At 70.6% G+C, this 14,242-nt stretch carries 14 protein-coding genes and 1 pseudogene; 9 read left to right on the top strand and 6 right to left on the bottom strand.

Features of this window, described 5'->3' with window-relative positions:
• The 3 genes from ACGFY9_RS16335 (at position 1) to ACGFY9_RS16325 (ending at position 2,568) form a co-directional block, all read left to right on the top strand.
• Entirely contained in the window at positions 1–405 is a 405-nt protein-coding gene (locus tag ACGFY9_RS16335; protein ID WP_393754634.1) for a nuclear transport factor 2 family protein, read from the top strand.
• A 98-nt stretch (positions 406–503) separates the two neighbouring features.
• Complete coding sequence (locus tag ACGFY9_RS16330; protein ID WP_393754633.1) at positions 504–1,670, top strand: serine hydrolase domain-containing protein; 1,167 nt, start codon at positions 504–506, stop codon at positions 1,668–1,670.
• Positions 1,671–1,824: 154 nt separating this feature from the next.
• Positions 1,825–2,568 carry a GntR family transcriptional regulator gene (locus tag ACGFY9_RS16325; RefSeq protein ID WP_327406116.1) on the top strand — a complete coding sequence of 248 codons (744 nt, stop codon included), beginning with the start codon at positions 1,825–1,827 and terminating at the stop codon, positions 2,566–2,568.
• Between the two features lie 53 nt (positions 2,569–2,621).
• On the opposite strand, the gene helR is transcribed toward ACGFY9_RS16325, so the two are convergent.
• Positions 2,622–4,823, bottom strand: coding sequence for an RNA polymerase recycling motor ATPase HelR (gene helR / locus ACGFY9_RS16320; protein ID WP_393754631.1), 2,202 nt, complete (start codon positions 4,821–4,823; stop codon positions 2,622–2,624).
• 95 nt (positions 4,824–4,918) lie between these two features.
• Positions 4,919–6,154, bottom strand: coding sequence for a glycosyltransferase (locus ACGFY9_RS16315; protein ID WP_393754629.1), 1,236 nt, complete (start codon positions 6,152–6,154; stop codon positions 4,919–4,921).
• A gap of 270 nt (positions 6,155–6,424) precedes the next feature.
• Here ACGFY9_RS16315 and ACGFY9_RS16310 point away from each other — a divergent pair, with 270 nt between their 5' ends.
• Positions 6,425–6,850: a YciI family protein gene (locus tag ACGFY9_RS16310; RefSeq protein ID WP_393754628.1), complete on the top strand. Its 426-nt coding sequence runs from the start codon at positions 6,425–6,427 to the stop codon at positions 6,848–6,850.
• Positions 6,847–7,992: an RNA polymerase sigma factor gene (locus ACGFY9_RS16305; RefSeq protein ID WP_393754626.1), complete on the top strand. Its 1,146-nt coding sequence runs from the start codon at positions 6,847–6,849 to the stop codon at positions 7,990–7,992. The genes ACGFY9_RS16310 and ACGFY9_RS16305 overlap by 4 nt, the downstream gene beginning before the upstream one ends.
• Before the next feature lie 10 nt (positions 7,993–8,002).
• Here ACGFY9_RS16305 and cynS read toward each other — a convergent pair whose 3' ends face one another.
• Positions 8,003–8,449 (bottom strand): cyanase, encoded by a 447-nt coding sequence (cynS, locus tag ACGFY9_RS16300; RefSeq protein WP_393754624.1) that lies wholly within the window; start codon positions 8,447–8,449, stop codon positions 8,003–8,005.
• Positions 8,450–8,590: 141 nt separating this feature from the next.
• Between cynS and ACGFY9_RS16295 the strand changes: the two genes are divergently transcribed.
• The 3 genes and pseudogenes from ACGFY9_RS16295 to ACGFY9_RS16285 all read left to right on the top strand — a co-directional run bounded on the left by ACGFY9_RS16295 (position 8,591) and on the right by ACGFY9_RS16285 (position 10,233).
• The gene (locus ACGFY9_RS16295; RefSeq protein ID WP_393754622.1) at positions 8,591–9,424 is read left to right on the top strand and encodes an alpha/beta hydrolase; all 834 of its coding nucleotides are present in this window, start codon (positions 8,591–8,593) and stop codon (positions 9,422–9,424) included.
• 76 nt (positions 9,425–9,500) lie between these two features.
• Positions 9,501–9,845, top strand: a pseudogene (locus ACGFY9_RS16290) (alpha/beta fold hydrolase); the annotation flags it as partial.
• Between the two features lie 145 nt (positions 9,846–9,990).
• The gene (locus ACGFY9_RS16285; protein WP_393755254.1) at positions 9,991–10,233 is read left to right on the top strand and encodes an alpha/beta fold hydrolase; all 243 of its coding nucleotides are present in this window, start codon (positions 9,991–9,993) and stop codon (positions 10,231–10,233) included.
• A 12-nt stretch (positions 10,234–10,245) separates the two neighbouring features.
• Here the strand turns inward: ACGFY9_RS16285 and ACGFY9_RS16280 are convergent, their stop codons facing one another.
• Together ACGFY9_RS16280 and ACGFY9_RS16275 are read right to left on the bottom strand one after the other, a co-directional pair.
• On the bottom strand, positions 10,246–10,971 hold the full coding sequence (locus ACGFY9_RS16280) for a class I SAM-dependent methyltransferase (protein ID WP_393754620.1): 726 nt from the start codon (positions 10,969–10,971) through the stop codon (positions 10,246–10,248).
• A gap of 5 nt (positions 10,972–10,976) precedes the next feature.
• On the bottom strand, positions 10,977–11,540 hold the full coding sequence (locus ACGFY9_RS16275; RefSeq protein ID WP_393754618.1) for a PadR family transcriptional regulator: 564 nt from the start codon (positions 11,538–11,540) through the stop codon (positions 10,977–10,979).
• A gap of 70 nt (positions 11,541–11,610) precedes the next feature.
• On the opposite strand from ACGFY9_RS16275, the gene ACGFY9_RS16270 reads away from it, so the two are divergent.
• Positions 11,611–12,009 carry a nuclear transport factor 2 family protein gene (locus ACGFY9_RS16270; RefSeq protein ID WP_390162164.1) on the top strand — a complete coding sequence of 133 codons (399 nt, stop codon included), beginning with the start codon at positions 11,611–11,613 and terminating at the stop codon, positions 12,007–12,009.
• A gap of 42 nt (positions 12,010–12,051) precedes the next feature.
• On the opposite strand, the gene ACGFY9_RS16265 is transcribed toward ACGFY9_RS16270, so the two are convergent.
• Positions 12,052–13,971 carry a hypothetical protein gene (locus tag ACGFY9_RS16265; protein WP_393754616.1) on the bottom strand — a complete coding sequence of 640 codons (1,920 nt, stop codon included), beginning with the start codon at positions 13,969–13,971 and terminating at the stop codon, positions 12,052–12,054.
• Between the last annotated feature and the right edge of the window lie 271 nt (positions 13,972–14,242).

The raw sequence follows: 14,242 nt of genomic DNA, 5'->3' as shown, positions 1-14,242 counted from the left end.
ATGGGCACGAGTGAGGCCGCCGAACGGTTCGTACGGGTCTGGGCGCGGGCCTGGTCGGAGCACGACGTGGACGCGCTGCTGGAGTTGTACGCGGAGGACTGCGTGCACCGCTCGATGCCGTTCCGTGAACTACACCGGGGGCGGGCCGAGTTGGCCGCGTATCTGCGGTGGTCGTTCGCGGCGGAGCGGGTGGGCGATGTGCGGTTCTCGGCGCCGGTCGTCGGTCAACACGGCGTCGCCGTGGCCGAGTTCAGGGTGCTGGCCGAGGAGGACGGTGAGCCGTCCACGCTGGCCGGCTGTGTCTTCGTGCGCTTCGACGGCGCCGGGCTGGCCGTGGAGACACGCGACTACTGGCACACGGAGGCGGGTCACCGGGAGCCGGCCGGCACCTTGTTCCTGAACTGAGCGCACGACGGCTTCCGGTCAGTCCGACCAGTCGGTATGTTCAGGACGTCCGGGCCGCAGCGTCGCGGCCCGGACGTCCGGCACACCACGGAGGCCCCATGTCCGAGCACCAGCCAGCCGTCGACGGCCACTGCGATCCCCGCTTCACGGCGGTGCGCACGGCGTTCGAGGAGAACTTCCGGGACCGCGGCGAACTGGGCGCCGCGGTGACCGTCACCGTCGGCGGCGAGACCGTGGTCGACCTCTGGGGCGGCTGGGCCGACGCGGCACGGACCCGCCCCTGGGAGCGGGACACGCTGGTCAACGTGTGGTCGACGACGAAGGGCCCGGTGGCCCTGTGCGCCCACATCCTCGCCGACCGCGGCCTGCTCGACCTCGACGCCCCGGTGGCCGCGTACTGGCCGGAGTTCGCCGCCGCGGGCAAGGAGAACGTCCTCGTACGACATCTGCTCTCCCACCGCGCCGGACTGGCCGGCCTGCGTGAGCCGCACTCTCTCGCGCAGCTCTACGACTGGGAGTTGACCACCGAGCGGCTCGCGGCGACGGAGCCCTGGTGGGAGCCGGGGACACGATCCGGGTACCACGCGCTGACCTACGGCTTCCTCGTCGGCGAAGTGGTGCGCCGCGTCTCGGGGTTGCTCCCGAGCGCCTTCCTGGAGCGCGAGGTCACCGGCCCGCTCGGGATCGACTTCACCATCGGGCTGCCGGAGAAGGAGGCCGGCCGGGCGGCCGAGCTGGTGCATCCGCCCGCCGCGTCGGCGAGTGAACAGGCCGCGGTCTTCAGCCAGTTGGCGCCCGCGGCCATCGCCGCACTGACCAACCCGGTCGCGGGCGCGGCCGAGGCCAACACCCCCGAGTGGCGCGCCGCGGAGATCCCGGCCGCGAACGGCCACGGCACGGCACGCGCGATCGCCGCGCTCTACGGCGTCTTCGCCGGGCGCGGGACCTACGGCGGCCACCGCGTCCTCTCCCCCGAGGCGGCCGAGCGGGTGCGCGAGGGGCAGGGCAGCTGCCGCGACCTGGTGCTCGGCGCGGGCTTCGCGCACGACACGGAGATCGGGCTCGGCCTGTGGCTCAGCGGCCCGAACGGATCGTACGGCCGCAACCCGAGGGCTTTCGGACACGACGGCTTCGGTGGCTCCTTCGGTCTCGCCGACCCGGAGGCAGGGGTGTCGATGGGCTATGTGATGAACCGGATGGGGCCTCATATCGCCGACGACCCACGGAAGATGACCCTGATCGACGCCGTGCAGGAGGCCCTGTGAGGGGTGACCGGCGCGGGCCGGTTTCGGCCTAACTGGCCTGCCGCTCTTCCCTGGTGGTTTAGACCAATGCTAGATCTGGTCGCGCAACGAGCCCGCACGGCTACGAATCGTCACCAGTTCTGCTCTCAGTCTTGTCACCAACAGGAGGCGCGGCATGGCCCGCACCACCCCCCACGACCACCCCACCGCCGACGACCAGCCCCTCTACGGACGGGTCGCCACCCAACTGCTCGGCGAACTCCACGACGGCACCATCCCGCCCGGTGAACGCCTGCCCGGCGAACGGCAGTTGGCCGAACACTTCCAGGTCAGCCGGGAGACCATAAGACAGGCGCTGGAGGTGCTGCGCAGGGACGGCCTGGTCGCCACCGACCGGCGCGGCAGCCACGCCACCCTGACAGGACAGCCCGTCGAGACCCCTTCCTCCCTCACCTTCCCGGTCGGCGCCCGCAGCACGGACCCGACCGGCTTCGACCGGGCCACCGTCGCCTGGGAGACTCCCCCGCCGGACCACGCCGAGGCCCTGGGCATCGCCCCGCACCGGCCGACCCTGGTACACCGCTACGCGTCCGCCGCGGCCGACGGAAGCGGACTGCGTACGGCCGTCACGTCCTTCTCGGCGGTGGCGCTGGCCGAGGTGGAGGAACTGGCCCGCTACCGCGACCGCGCGGACGGCTCCGCCGCCGCCCAACTCCGGCGCACCTACGACTGGATGCGCCGGGCGGGCCTGACCCTGCACCACCGGGACGCCATCACCCAGGTCGCGAACGCGCCCTCCGTCCGCGTGACCCGCCGCGTGCACGACCAGTACGCGCGCCCGCTGGAAATCACCGACCTGGTGGTGGAGGCCCAACAGGACGCCCTGATCTACGAGTTCACACTGCCTGCAGCTGGCTGAACCCAAGTACGGCGGCGCGCGGCGGGCCCCAACTCGCCGCGCGCCAAGCCGACTCAGGCGCTCGTGAGGACCACGAGCTGCTGGGTCGCCCGGGTCATCGCCACATAGTGGTCGACGGCTCCTTCGATGCCCTCGCCGAACCACTCCGGGTCGATGAGGACGACCAGGTCGAACTCAAGTCCCTTGGACAGCACGGGAGTCAGCGCCCGGACGCGGGGCCGCGTCCGGAAGATGCCCTCGTCCATCTCGGCCGTACCGATGACACAGCCGATCCCGTCCGCGTGCTCGGCGAGCCAGGTGTCGAGGACCGACTCCAGGTCGGCGGTGGGTCCGTGGACGACGGGGATGCCACTGCTGCGGATCGACGTCGGCACGTTGGCGTCCGGAAGTACGGCGCGGATGACCGGCTCGGCCTCCGTCATGATCTCTTCCGGGGTGCGGTAGTTGACGGTCAGGGACGCGAGGTCGATCCGGTCGAGGCCGACCCGCTTCAGCCGTTCCTGCCACGACTCGGTGAATCCGTGCCGGGCCTGGGCGCGGTCGCCGACGACGGTGAAGCTGCGGGACGGGCAGCGCAGCAGGAGCATCTGCCATTCCGCGTCGGTGAGTTCCTGTGCCTCGTCCACGACGATGTGCGCGAACGGCCCGGCGAGCAGGTCGGGTTCGATGGCGGACACCTGTGCGGCCTCGTCGATCAGCGCGTCCCGTAGATCCTGCCCGTGGAGCATGCCCATCGCGCCTTCGCTCTCGTCGATCTCGACGTTCTGCAGCAGGCTGTCGATGACGTCGGTCCTGCGGGCGTGTTCGGCGACGACGGCGGCTTCTTGCCGGCGCTTGCGGCGCGCCGACTCCGGGTCGCCGAGCAGTTGCCGTGCCGCGTCGAGCAGCGGCAGGTCGGACACTGTCCAGGCCTGCGCGTCCGCGCGCTGCAAGCGCTGGACCTCGTCGCGGCTCAGCGCGGGGGCGCACTTGCGCAGGTAGGCCGGTACGGTCCACAGGTCTCCGACGAGGTCGGCCGCTTCGAGCAGCGGCCACGCGCGGTTGAAGGCGGTGAGCAGTTCCCGGTTCTGCCGCAGCGACCGCCGGAGCTGCTCGGGCGTGACCTGCCCGTCCTCACCGTCCTGCGGCGAGGCGGTGTCGTCGTGCTTGTCGACCAGGATCGTGAGCAGCTCCTGCCAGACCTGCTCGCGTCCCTCGTTGTGCGGGGTGCCGGGTTCGGCCGCCTCGAAGGCGACGGCCCAGTCCTCGGGGCTCAGCCAGATGTCGGACCAGTGGGTGGTGACGTTCATGCCCTTGGTGGGCGGCTCCTCGTAGAACCGGACGGCGGGCTCGATCGCCCGCACCAGTTGCACGGAGGACTTCAGCCGGGCCACCTCCGGATCGGTCTCCACGACCGCCGCGGCGCCCTCGGTGACGAGGTCCCGCAGGATGCAGGTCTGCACGCCCTCCTCGCCGAGGCTGGGGAGGACGTCGGCGACGTAGTCCAGGTAGGGCCGGTGCGGACCGACGAACAGCACGCCGCCCCTGCGGTGCCCGAGGCGCGGGTCGGAGTAGAGGAGGTAGGCGGAGCGGTGCAGGGCGACGACGGTCTTGCCGGTGCCGGGGCCGCCGTCGACGACGAGCGCGCCGCGTGATCCCGCGCGGATGATGGCGTCCTGGTCGGCCTGGATGGTGCCGAGCACGTCACGCATCCGGCCCGAGCGGTTGCCCCCGAGGCTGGCGATGAACGCGGACTGGTCGTCGAGCGCAGCGTGTCCGGCGAAGCCGTCGGTGGTGAACACCTCGTCCCAGTAGTCGCTGATCCGGCCGCGCGTCCAGCGGTATCTGCGGCGGCTCGCCAGCCCCATGGGGTTGGCGTGGGTCGCGCCGAAGAACGGCTCCGCCGCGGGCGAGCGCCAGTCGAGCAGCAGCCGTCGGCCCGTGCTGTCGGTGAGACCGAGCCGCCCGATGTACACGGGCTCGGAGGTGTCGGCGTCCACCATGTGGCCCAAGCACAGGTCCAGGCCGAAGCGACGTAGGGTGCGCAGCCGTGTGGTGAGCCGGTGGATCTCCGTGTCCCGGTCCATCGCCGCCCGGCCGATGCCGCCGGGCGCCCTGCGCGCGACGTCGAGGCTCTCGGTGAGTTCCGCGATCGACCGGTCGAGGCTCTCCGCGATCTCCGCGAAGTGCTGCTCGTCGGCTGCGATCAGCGCCGGGTCGGCCTTGGCGGAGAGCCGGTCGGGAAGGTCGAAGGCGCTGGTGGTCAGGGGGTTCACGGCATCAATTCCGATCTGAGATCGCTCACGGCCCGGCGTGCGGCTGGGCGTGGGGACCGGTGCGTGCGGTTTCTCGTGTGCTCGGTTCGGCCGGTTCACGCGTGCGTGGACCGCCCTTCCCCGCTGACCATGTCGTGGAGCATCTTCGCGGCCACTGTCGTCCCGTCCGTGCGGAGCATGCCCGCCACGGTCCGTGCCCGGGTCCGGACATCGGGGGCCAGGACGGTGGCGAGCGCGGCCGACAGGGAGTCGTAGGTCGGCGTCGGGCCGTCGTGCGCCACGCCGATGCCAAGCTCGGCCACCCGTGCCGCCCAGTATGGCTGGTCCACGATCTGCGGCACGACCACCTGGGGCGCGCCGGACAGTGTGGCCGCCGTCGTGGTGCCCGCACCGCCGTGGTGCACGACCGCGGCGACCCGGCCGAACAGCGCCTGGTGGTTGACCTCGCCCACGCCGAAGCAGTCGTCCCGGTCGTCGATCGGAGCCAGGTCCGCCCAGCCTCGGCCGAGGACGACACGGCGGCCCTGCGCGCGGACCGCTTCGACGGCGATCCGGGCGGCGTCCGGCGAGGTGCGCAGGGCCATGCTGCCGAAGCCCGCGTACACCGGCGGCTCGCCCGCCTCCAGGAACGCCTCCAGATCCGCCGGGAGCGGGCGCTCGTCGGGCAGGATCCACGACCCGGTCACCGCGAGGTCGAGATCCGTCTGGTCCTGCCACGGGAACAGGTCCGGGTCCGAGGCCAGCCACGGCCGCTCGGTGAACGCGTGGTCGCGGACGTTGTCCACCGGCGGCAGACCGATCGACGCCCGGTGCCGGTTCTCCGCCTCGCGGTAGAGCGCGTTCACCCGCTGGGCGTCCTCCTCCCACAGCACCTTGATGTCGGTCTCCTCCGGCGAGGACTGGTGGCCGGGCCGCGACAGCGGCCGGTGCTTCGACGACGGCAGACCGGCCGTGTGGAAGCAGGCGAACACATAGTGGATGCCCAGTTTCTCGGCCACCGAGCGGGCGCCGGTCGGCATCAGACCGCTCGCCAGCAGCACGTCACACCCCGCGGCCGCCGGCAGCAGCGTCTCGTACCGGGCTGCGACCAGCTCGGGCGCGAGCTGGAACGCGGTCGCCGCCGACGGCGGCCTCGCCCCGGTCACCACCGAGCGCACCGACGGACCGAGCGGCACCAGCGGCACACCCGCCCGGGCCAGCAACTCCACGAACTCCTCGTCCGGCGGCGCGGCGACACGCACCTCCGCGCCGAGCTCCAGCAGACGCGACGCGAGCCCCGCCACGGGCTCGACATCCCCGCGCGATCCCCACGTCGTCAACAACACACGCATTCCGCGACTCCCGTTTCCGCAGGTCATGCCCTCAGGCCGGACATTCTGCGGCACGACGGGGGCCTTGCCGCAAGCCCCCCGGTGCGCTATACGTTAAGAAGGGAAGAGGAGTGGGTGCGCCTCCCTTTCCGCCCTCCCCCCACAGAACTCCGCGAGCCTCGCGAAACTCGCGGAGAAAAATCCGCCGCCGATGTCGAGAACCCGCGCCCGGCTCCGTCCCCGAGGTGAACGCGACCACAATGGGTCGCACGAGCACCGAGGAGTACGACGATGGCCAAGTACCTGCTGCTGAAGCACTACCGTGGCGCCCCCGCCGCCGTGAACGACGTCCCCATGGACCAGTGGGCACCCGAGGAGATCACGGCCCACATCGAGTACATGAACGACTTCGCGGCCCGCCTGGAGAAGACCGGCGAGTTCGTCGACAGCCAGGCACTCTCCCCCGAGGGAACGTTCGTCCGCTACGACGGCGAAGGGCGCCCGCCGGTCACCGACGGCCCGTTCGCCGAGACCAAGGACGTCATCGCCGGCTGGATGGTGATCGACGTCGACACCTACGAGCGTGCCGTGGAACTGGCCGGTGAGCTGTCGGCCGCGCCCGGGGCCGGTGGCAAGCCGATCCACGAGTGGCTGGAGCTGCGCCCGTTCCTGGGCGCGCACTCCACCGTCACGGACACGGAGTGCACTTTCAAGTGAACGAGGTCCTGCTGAGGAGCCTCACGCCGAGCGTGCTCGGGATCCTCGTCCGCCGCGGAGCGGATTTCGCGGCGGCCGAGGACGCCGTGCAGGACGCGCTCGTCGAGGCGGTCCGGGTGTGGCTGGACGATCCGCCGCGGGACGCGAAGGGCTGGCTGGTCACGGTGGCCTGGCGGCGGTTCCTCGACGCGACGCGGGCGGAGACCGCCCGCCGTAGGCGCGAGGACCTCGTGGAGGAGGAGCCGGCTCCGGGTCCCGCGCCCGCCTCGGACGACACGCTCCAGCTCTACTTCCTGTGCGCCCACCCGAAGTTGACGCCGTCGTCGGCGGTCGCGCTCACTCTGCGCGCCGTCGGCGGGCTCACCACCCGGCAGATCGCGCGGGCCTATCTGGTGCCCGAGGCGACGATGGCGCAGCGGATCAGCCGGGCCAAGCGCACCGTCTCCGATGTGCGCTTCGACCAGCCCGGCGATGTCGCGACCGTGCTGCGCGTCCTCTACCTGGTCTTCAACGAGGGCTACTCCGGCGACGTCGACCTCGCCGCCGAGGCGATCCGGCTCACCCGGCAGCTCGCGGCCGCGATCGACCACCCCGAGGTCGCGGGCCTGCTCGCGCTCATGCTGCTGCACCACGCCCGGCGCGCCGCCCGGACCGCGCCGGACGGCAGCCTGGTGCCGCTCGCCCAGCAGGACCGCGGGCGCTGGGACACGTCGGCGATCGCCGAGGGCGTCACCATCCTCCAAGTCGCCCTCGCCCGCGACCGGTTGGGCGAGTTCCAGGCGCAGGCGGCGATCGCGGCGCTGCACGCGGACGCGCCCACCGCCGGGGAGACGGACTGGGTGCAGATCGTCGAGTGGTACGACGAACTCGTCGGCCTGACCGACAGCCCGGTGGTCCGCCTCAACCGCGCGGTCGCCGTGGGCGAGGCCGACGGCCCGCGCGCCGGCCTGGCCGCCCTCGCACCCCTGGACGACACGCTGCCCAGATACACCGCGGTGGCCGCCTACCTCCACGAACGCGACGGCGACCTGAAGACGGCGGCCCGCTTGTACGCGGAGGCGGCGCTCAAGGCCCCCAACCTCGCCGAGCGCGACCACTTGACCCGTCAGGCCGCCCGGCTCAACGCGGGCCGGAGTCGCTGACGGGGCACGGTCACTCCCACTGGTACTGCAGGTACTTCCCGTCGAGGGTGATGACGACCCGGTCACCGGCGGGGTCGGGCACGCGGCTGACGTCGAGGCGGAAGTTGATGGCGCTCATGATGCCGTCGCCGCACTGCTCGTGGATCAGTTCCTTGATGGTGGGGCCGTAGACCTGGATCACCTCGTAGAGCCGGTAGATCGTGGGGTCCACTGGTACGGCCGCGTCCAACGCGCCCCGGGTCGGCTGGAGTTGGAAGGCGAGGGCGGCCTCCTCGCCGAGTTCGAGGAGGGCGGCGGCCGTCGCCGCCTCGTCCTTGGACATGGGGTGCTGGCCCAGCAGGGCCGCCGTGGTCCACGCGAGCGGCCGGCCCACGGCCTCCGCCAACTGGGCCCATGTCACACCGGTCTTCACCTTGGCCTGGCGCACCGCTTCGCCGGCTTCACCCTTGCTGAGCATGCACAACTCCGTTCCCGGACAGCACTTTTGCCCCCACGCCGTTCAGCGTAGGAGATCGCCCAAGCCGCGACAATGGCGTCCTCCCGCACCAAGTGCGGCCGTACACCAGACTCCAGGACCCCATGGACGCATACTGCGGGCATGACCCATATCGACGTACAGCAGATCGAGCGGGCGAACGCCACCGAACGCACGCCGGTCGTCTTCGTCCACGGTCTGTGGCTGTTGCCGAGCAGTTGGGACCGCTGGGCGGCGCACTTCGAGCAGGCCGGGTACGCGCCGGTCTCGCTGTCCTGGCCCGACGATCCGGAGACGGTCAAGGAGGCCAACGCACACCCCGAGGTCATGGCGGGCAAGACGGTCAGCCAAGTCGCCGACCACCTCACGGAGTTGATCGGCACCCTGACCCGCAAGCCGGCGATCGTCGGCCACTCCTTCGGCGGACTGCTCACGCAGATCCTCGCCGGGCGCGGACTGTCCGCCGCGTCCGTGGCGATCGACCCGGCGCCGTTCCGGGGCGTGTTGCCACTGCCGATCTCCGCGCTGCGCTCTTCCGCACCGGTCCTCAGCAACCCCGCCAACCGCAATCGCGCGGTCCCCCTGACCTACGACCAGTTCCGCTACGGCTTTGCCAACGCCGTCGGCGAGGAGGAGGCACGGGAGTTGTACGAGACGTTCGCGGTGCCCGCACCCGGTGCCCCGCTGTTCCAGGCGGCCACGGCGAACCTCAACCCGTGGACCGAGGCGAAGGTCGACACGGAGAATCCCGAACGCGGCCCGCTCCTGATCATCTCGGGCGAGAAGGACCACACCGTGCCCTGGTCGATCGCCAACGCCTCCTACAAGAAGCAGCAGCACAACAAGAACGTCACCGAGATCACCGAGATCAAGGACCGGGGCCACGCGCTGACCATCGACCACGGCTGGCAGGAGGTCGCGGACACCGCCCTGTCGTTCGTGCGCCGCTACGTCTGAACTCCCGTAGGGCCTACCGGGCACCGATGAGCACGCGTTCGACGTCGATCTCCTCGCCCTCAATCGGAGCTGACCGATGAGGATTTCGCGTAGACCCTTGCTCCTGGGGGCAGTTGTCGCGACCGGCACCCTCGCGGCCGCCGCACTCCCGGCCTCGGCGGCATCCGCCACCGGAGGTTCGCACTCCACGCCGAAGCCCACTGTGGTCCTGGTGCACGGGGCGTTCGCCGACGCGTCCAGCTGGTCGGCCGTGGCCTCCCGGCTGCAGAAGGCGGGGTACACGGTCGTGGCGCCCGCCAATCCGCTGCGCGGGCTGACCACGGACGCCGCCTACATTTCCGCGCTCCTCAAGACGATCGACGACCCGAAGGTGGTCGTAGGACACTCCTACGGCGGCGCGGTGATCACCCAGGCGGCCGCGGGCGACGCGAGCGTGAAGGCGCTCGTCTACGTGGCGGCCTTCGTACCCGACAAGGGCGAGCAACTGGGCGAACTCGGCGCGCGGTTCCCCGGCTCGCAGCTGAGCGACGCCTTGCAGCCGCTGCCCGACGGCGCGGCCGGAACCGATCCGGCCATCCAGACGGCGAAGTTCCACGCGGTGTTCACCGCCGACGGCGGCCTGGCGCGACATCCCCCCGTGGGCGGTCGTGGCGGCGCAGGACCGGGCGATCGCACCCGACCTGGAGCGCTTCGAGGCCAAGCGGGCCGGTTCGCACACGACCGTGGTGGACTCCTCGCACGTCGTGATGATCTCCCACCCCGACCTGGTCACGAAGGTCATCAAGTCGGCGGCGACAGCGACAAGTTGAGACCCTCTGCGGCTACGGCAGCCGTCGTGCCGCGACCATGCGGACGCGGGGGCTGCCGTCGCCGCGACTCCCGAACTCGGGCAGCGCGTAGAGGTCGACATCGAATCCGATCCGCTCCAACTCGGTCTGTACATAACCGAGTTGGAAGTCCCGGTAGTACATGACGAAGGGCGGCCGCCACACCGCGTTGCGTACCTTCATCACCGCGTCGAAGCCGGACAGCATCCAGTACGCGGGGGATGTGGGCCGCGGCGGTGCGAGGACGGGGAAGGCGAAGCAGCCGCCGGGCCGGAGCACGGAGTGGACCTGTTCGAACAGCCCCGGCAGTTCGCGGGGCAGGAAGTGGCCGAACGCGCCGAAGCTCACCACCAGGTCGAAGGCCGAAGTGAACGGCAGGGCCCGGGCGTCGCCGCGCACCCATGAGACGCGGGGTTCGCTGCTCGTCACGCGCTCCCGGGCGACGTCGAGCATGCCCGCGCTGAAGTCCACGCCGGTGACGCTCACTTGGCACACCTTCGCGAGCACCTCGGCGCCCGCGCCGGTGCCACAGCACAGGTCGAGTCCGTCGTCGAAGGGGCCGACGCGGCGCAGCATCGTGGCGACCGCGTCGAGCAGCGGGGCCGGTGTACGAAAGGGGGTGTGGTCGAACTTGGGCGCGAGGAGGTCGTAGCCGTGCTCGACGGACGACAGGGCCTGGACGGCGAGTTCGCGCAGACTGGGGCCTTCGGGGCTGAACATCCGGGTCAGCCTAGGGCTGCGCGCTGCTTCAGGACCGCGAGAACGCGCTCGCACCAGCGCAGGTTCTCCTCCTCGAAGGTGATCCCGGCCATGAGCGTGAGATACGGCCCGATGCGGTCGGCATCGCGGAGGTACTCCTCCTCGGTCAGACCGCCGAGGAGACGGTCCCGTACACGCTCGTAGCGGTCGAGCTTGCCGCGCGACCACGACCTGCGCTCCTCGATCAGCTCGCGGGTCACGGCCGGGTCGGCGCCGTCCATGGCCTGGATCTTGATGAGGAGTTCGTCGCGGATGGCGGTGGGACGCCGGGGCGGCTCGGCGGCGAAGGTGTCGAGGTCGCGCCGGCCGGCCTCGGTGAGCGTGAACATCCTTTTGTTGGGCCTGCGTTCCTGCTGTACGACCCGTGCCTCGATCAGCCCGTCCTCCGCGAGGCGCTCCAGTTCGCGGTAGAGCTGCTGCGGTGTCGCGGGCCAGAAGTTCGCCAGCGAAACGTCGAACACCTTGGCCAGCTCGTAGCCCGAGGCCTCGCCTTCCAGGAGGGCCGCGAGGACCGCGTACTTGAGGGACATGTGGACACGCTAACAGCCGTTGATTAGTCTCATCCACACCTACTCAACTAATTGACTATGGAGTGAGCCGATGCGTGCGTTCCGTGAAGCGGTCGAGGCGCAGGACATGGACGCCGTCGAGGCGCTGCTGGCCGAGGACGTGGTCTTCACCAGCCCGGTCGTGTTCAAGCCGTACCCCGGGAAGGCGATCACCGCGGCGATCCTGCACGGGGTGGCGCGGGTCTTCGAGGACTTCCGGTACGTACGGGAGATCGGCGACCCGGACGGCAGCGACAGCGCGCTGATGTTCGCCGCGCGGGTCGGCGACCGCGAGCTGACCGGCTGCGACTTCATCCACGTCGACGAGGAGGGCCTGATCGACGAACTGACGGTCATGGTCCGGCCGTTGTCGGGGGCGCAGGCTCTCCAGGCGGCCATGGGCGCGCAGTTCGAGCAGATCGCGAAGGAGGCGGAGGCGCGGCTCGCGTGAAGCCCGGGTCCTGAGCCCTGAGCGGCGCGCCCCCGCCATCGCTCACGCGACGGTCAGCGTGAGGGCGCCCGTGTAGGTCTGGCCCGCCGTGATGGCCGTGGCCGTCCCGTCGACCGTCAGCGTGACCTTCTTGCCCCGGGGCGCCTTGACGGTCGCGTCGGCGGCGAGGGCGAGCCGGGTCAGGTACGAGGTGCCGGTCACCGTCCACGTCGAGCCGCTGTTGAGCCGCACGATCGCGCCGTTGTTGACGGCGGCCTGCGCGGTGTTGGTGACGATGCCCAGCTCGTAGAAGGTCGACGCGTCGATGCTGGAGACACGGTGCTTGGCCTTCGACGCCGAGATCACGCCCTCGAGACTCGCGCCCTCGAAGGTGAGGACCATGTTCTTGCCCGTGCGCATGCCGTTGTAGAAGTCGCCCTTCAAAGCGATGGAGTTGAAGGTCGCGGCACCGTCGGTGGCGTGGACGGCGGTCGGGTCGAAGGTCGCGTCCTTCGCCGGGTCGCCGGTGGGCTCGGTGTAGACGCCGATGTTCATCATCTTGCCGTTGACGTTGACCGGGCCCGGGTCGTCCAGCTCGATCATCTGGAGGATGATCCCGTCGCGCGGGTTGAGCCGGGCGCCCTGCGAGCCGTCGACGCTGATCGTGGTCTGCTGGCCCTTGTTGAGGAAGGTGGCCCGGTCGGAGTTGATCACCGTGCCGCCGTCGAGGGTGAGTTGGCCGGCGCCGAAGAACATGTAGCCGAAGTGGCCGGAGTTCACGACGGTGTTGCGCGCCGGGATCGACGCCAACTCGGCCTGGGACAAACCGAGTTCCAGCTCGGTGTTGAGTGCGGCAACGGCGGACCTGGTGCTGTCCCCGTAGTGCACGATCGCCGCCGGGCCCGCGATGATGGTCGCGTAGCTGCCGACGTCGAGCCGGGAGCCGAGCACCCGCACGGTCGCGTCACCGATGGCGTACGTGCCGTAGCCGTACTCCCCCGTGTTGCCGAAGTGGCTGTTGATCGCGGTCAGTTTGAGCCCGCTGCCGCCCTCGACCGACAGGGCGCCCCACGTCTCGGAGAACACGGTCGAGTTGAGGTAGGTGGCCTTGCTGTTCTTGCCGATGAGGTTGGTGGCGCGGACGTTGCCGTCGAGGCCGAGCATCCAGGGCACGGACTCCATGTACGGCGTTTCCACGGTGGCTTGGTAGTCGGCGGGCAGGACGCCGTTGCGGGCGCGGAGGACGGAGTCCTTGACGATGACGTTGGCGCCGTCGTTGGAGATGACGGCGGTGCGGACGACGCCCTTGTTGTCGATCCGGGCGCCGTCCACGACGAGCGTGGTCGAGGAACCGTCGCCGACAACTGCGGCGCCGTAGCCCGCAAAGTCGCAACGCCCGTTGCCCGTAAGGGAGATGGAGGGCCGGTCGAGCGTGTAGGTGGCGTCCTGGACGTACACGCCGTCGAAGCACTCGCCGGTCGAGGTGATCGACACGTTCTTCGCGTAGGCATCCGTCAGCTTGCCGCCGAGGACGGCCGCGAGGACGGACTTGTCCTTGACCACGCCGTCGCCGTCGACGTACACCGCCTGCCGGAACGGGAAGGTGAGCGTCTCGTACGTCACCTCGTTGGCCGCGGCGACGGTCAGGACGACGTCTCCCCGGTAGGTGCCGGCCTGGATCAGGGTGGCCGTTCCGCCGGTGGCGGTGAGCAGTTGGCCGGTCTCCACTCCGTCGACGGTCAGGGAGAGGCTGGAGCCGTCCGGGGCGACGATCGTGCCGCCAGCGGCGATGGACAGCTCGCTCACGCGGGTGGTCGCGGAGACCGTGTACGTCTCACCGGATGCGACCGAGATCCGCGTGCCCGAAGCCTTCGGGGTCTTGGTGGCCGTCGGCGCGGCGGTGGCGGAACCCGCCGGCACGAGTACGGCTCCGGCCGTGGCGGTACCGGCGATCAGGACCGAGCGTCGGGTGATCAGCGTCATTGCTTGCCTTCCCAGGGATCGATGCGCCGTCGCGCAGTGTGACCGGCCGGCCGTCGAACGCGGGATGCGGACGGCCCGGCGGAGGCACCGAAGGGTGCGCACGAGGGAGTGAAGCAGCCATGAGAACCAGGGAATAGGCGGGCGGCGCACACATATGGGAGTCCGATGCCTTGGATCACGCCGACCATTCCATGGCGGTCACACAGAGTTGTCATAGCGGATGTGTTCCGGTACGCACGACGGCGAGGCGGGCGGCTCGTCAGCCGTCCAC

The sequence above is a fragment of the Streptomyces sp. NPDC048504 genome, from assembly GCF_043200035.1.
GTDB lineage: Bacteria > Actinomycetota > Actinomycetes > Streptomycetales > Streptomycetaceae > Streptomyces.
Note: the sequence above shows the minus strand (reverse complement) of the source record. Positions and strands in the feature narration are given on the sequence as shown.

Coding starts and splice junctions, on each gene's coding strand:
- ACGFY9_RS16330 (WP_393754633.1), top strand. CDS start 504: ATGTCCGAGCACCAGCCAGCCGTCGACGGCCACTGCGATCCCCGCTTC.
- ACGFY9_RS16265 (WP_393754616.1), bottom strand. CDS start 13,971: ATGACGCTGATCACCCGACGCTCGGTCCTGATCGCCGGTACCGCCACG.
- ACGFY9_RS16325 (WP_327406116.1), top strand. CDS start 1,825: ATGGCCCGCACCACCCCCCACGACCACCCCACCGCCGACGACCAGCCC.
- ACGFY9_RS16280 (WP_393754620.1), bottom strand. CDS start 10,971: ATGTTCAGCCCCGAAGGCCCCAGTCTGCGCGAACTCGCCGTCCAGGCC.
- ACGFY9_RS16275 (WP_393754618.1), bottom strand. CDS start 11,540: ATGTCCCTCAAGTACGCGGTCCTCGCGGCCCTCCTGGAAGGCGAGGCC.
- ACGFY9_RS16270 (WP_390162164.1), top strand. CDS start 11,611: ATGCGTGCGTTCCGTGAAGCGGTCGAGGCGCAGGACATGGACGCCGTC.
- ACGFY9_RS16295 (WP_393754622.1), top strand. CDS start 8,591: ATGACCCATATCGACGTACAGCAGATCGAGCGGGCGAACGCCACCGAA.
- ACGFY9_RS16315 (WP_393754629.1), bottom strand. CDS start 6,154: ATGCGTGTGTTGTTGACGACGTGGGGATCGCGCGGGGATGTCGAGCCC.
- ACGFY9_RS16310 (WP_393754628.1), top strand. CDS start 6,425: ATGGCCAAGTACCTGCTGCTGAAGCACTACCGTGGCGCCCCCGCCGCC.
- ACGFY9_RS16335 (WP_393754634.1), top strand. CDS start 1: ATGGGCACGAGTGAGGCCGCCGAACGGTTCGTACGGGTCTGGGCGCGG.
- cynS (WP_393754624.1), bottom strand. CDS start 8,449: ATGCTCAGCAAGGGTGAAGCCGGCGAAGCGGTGCGCCAGGCCAAGGTG.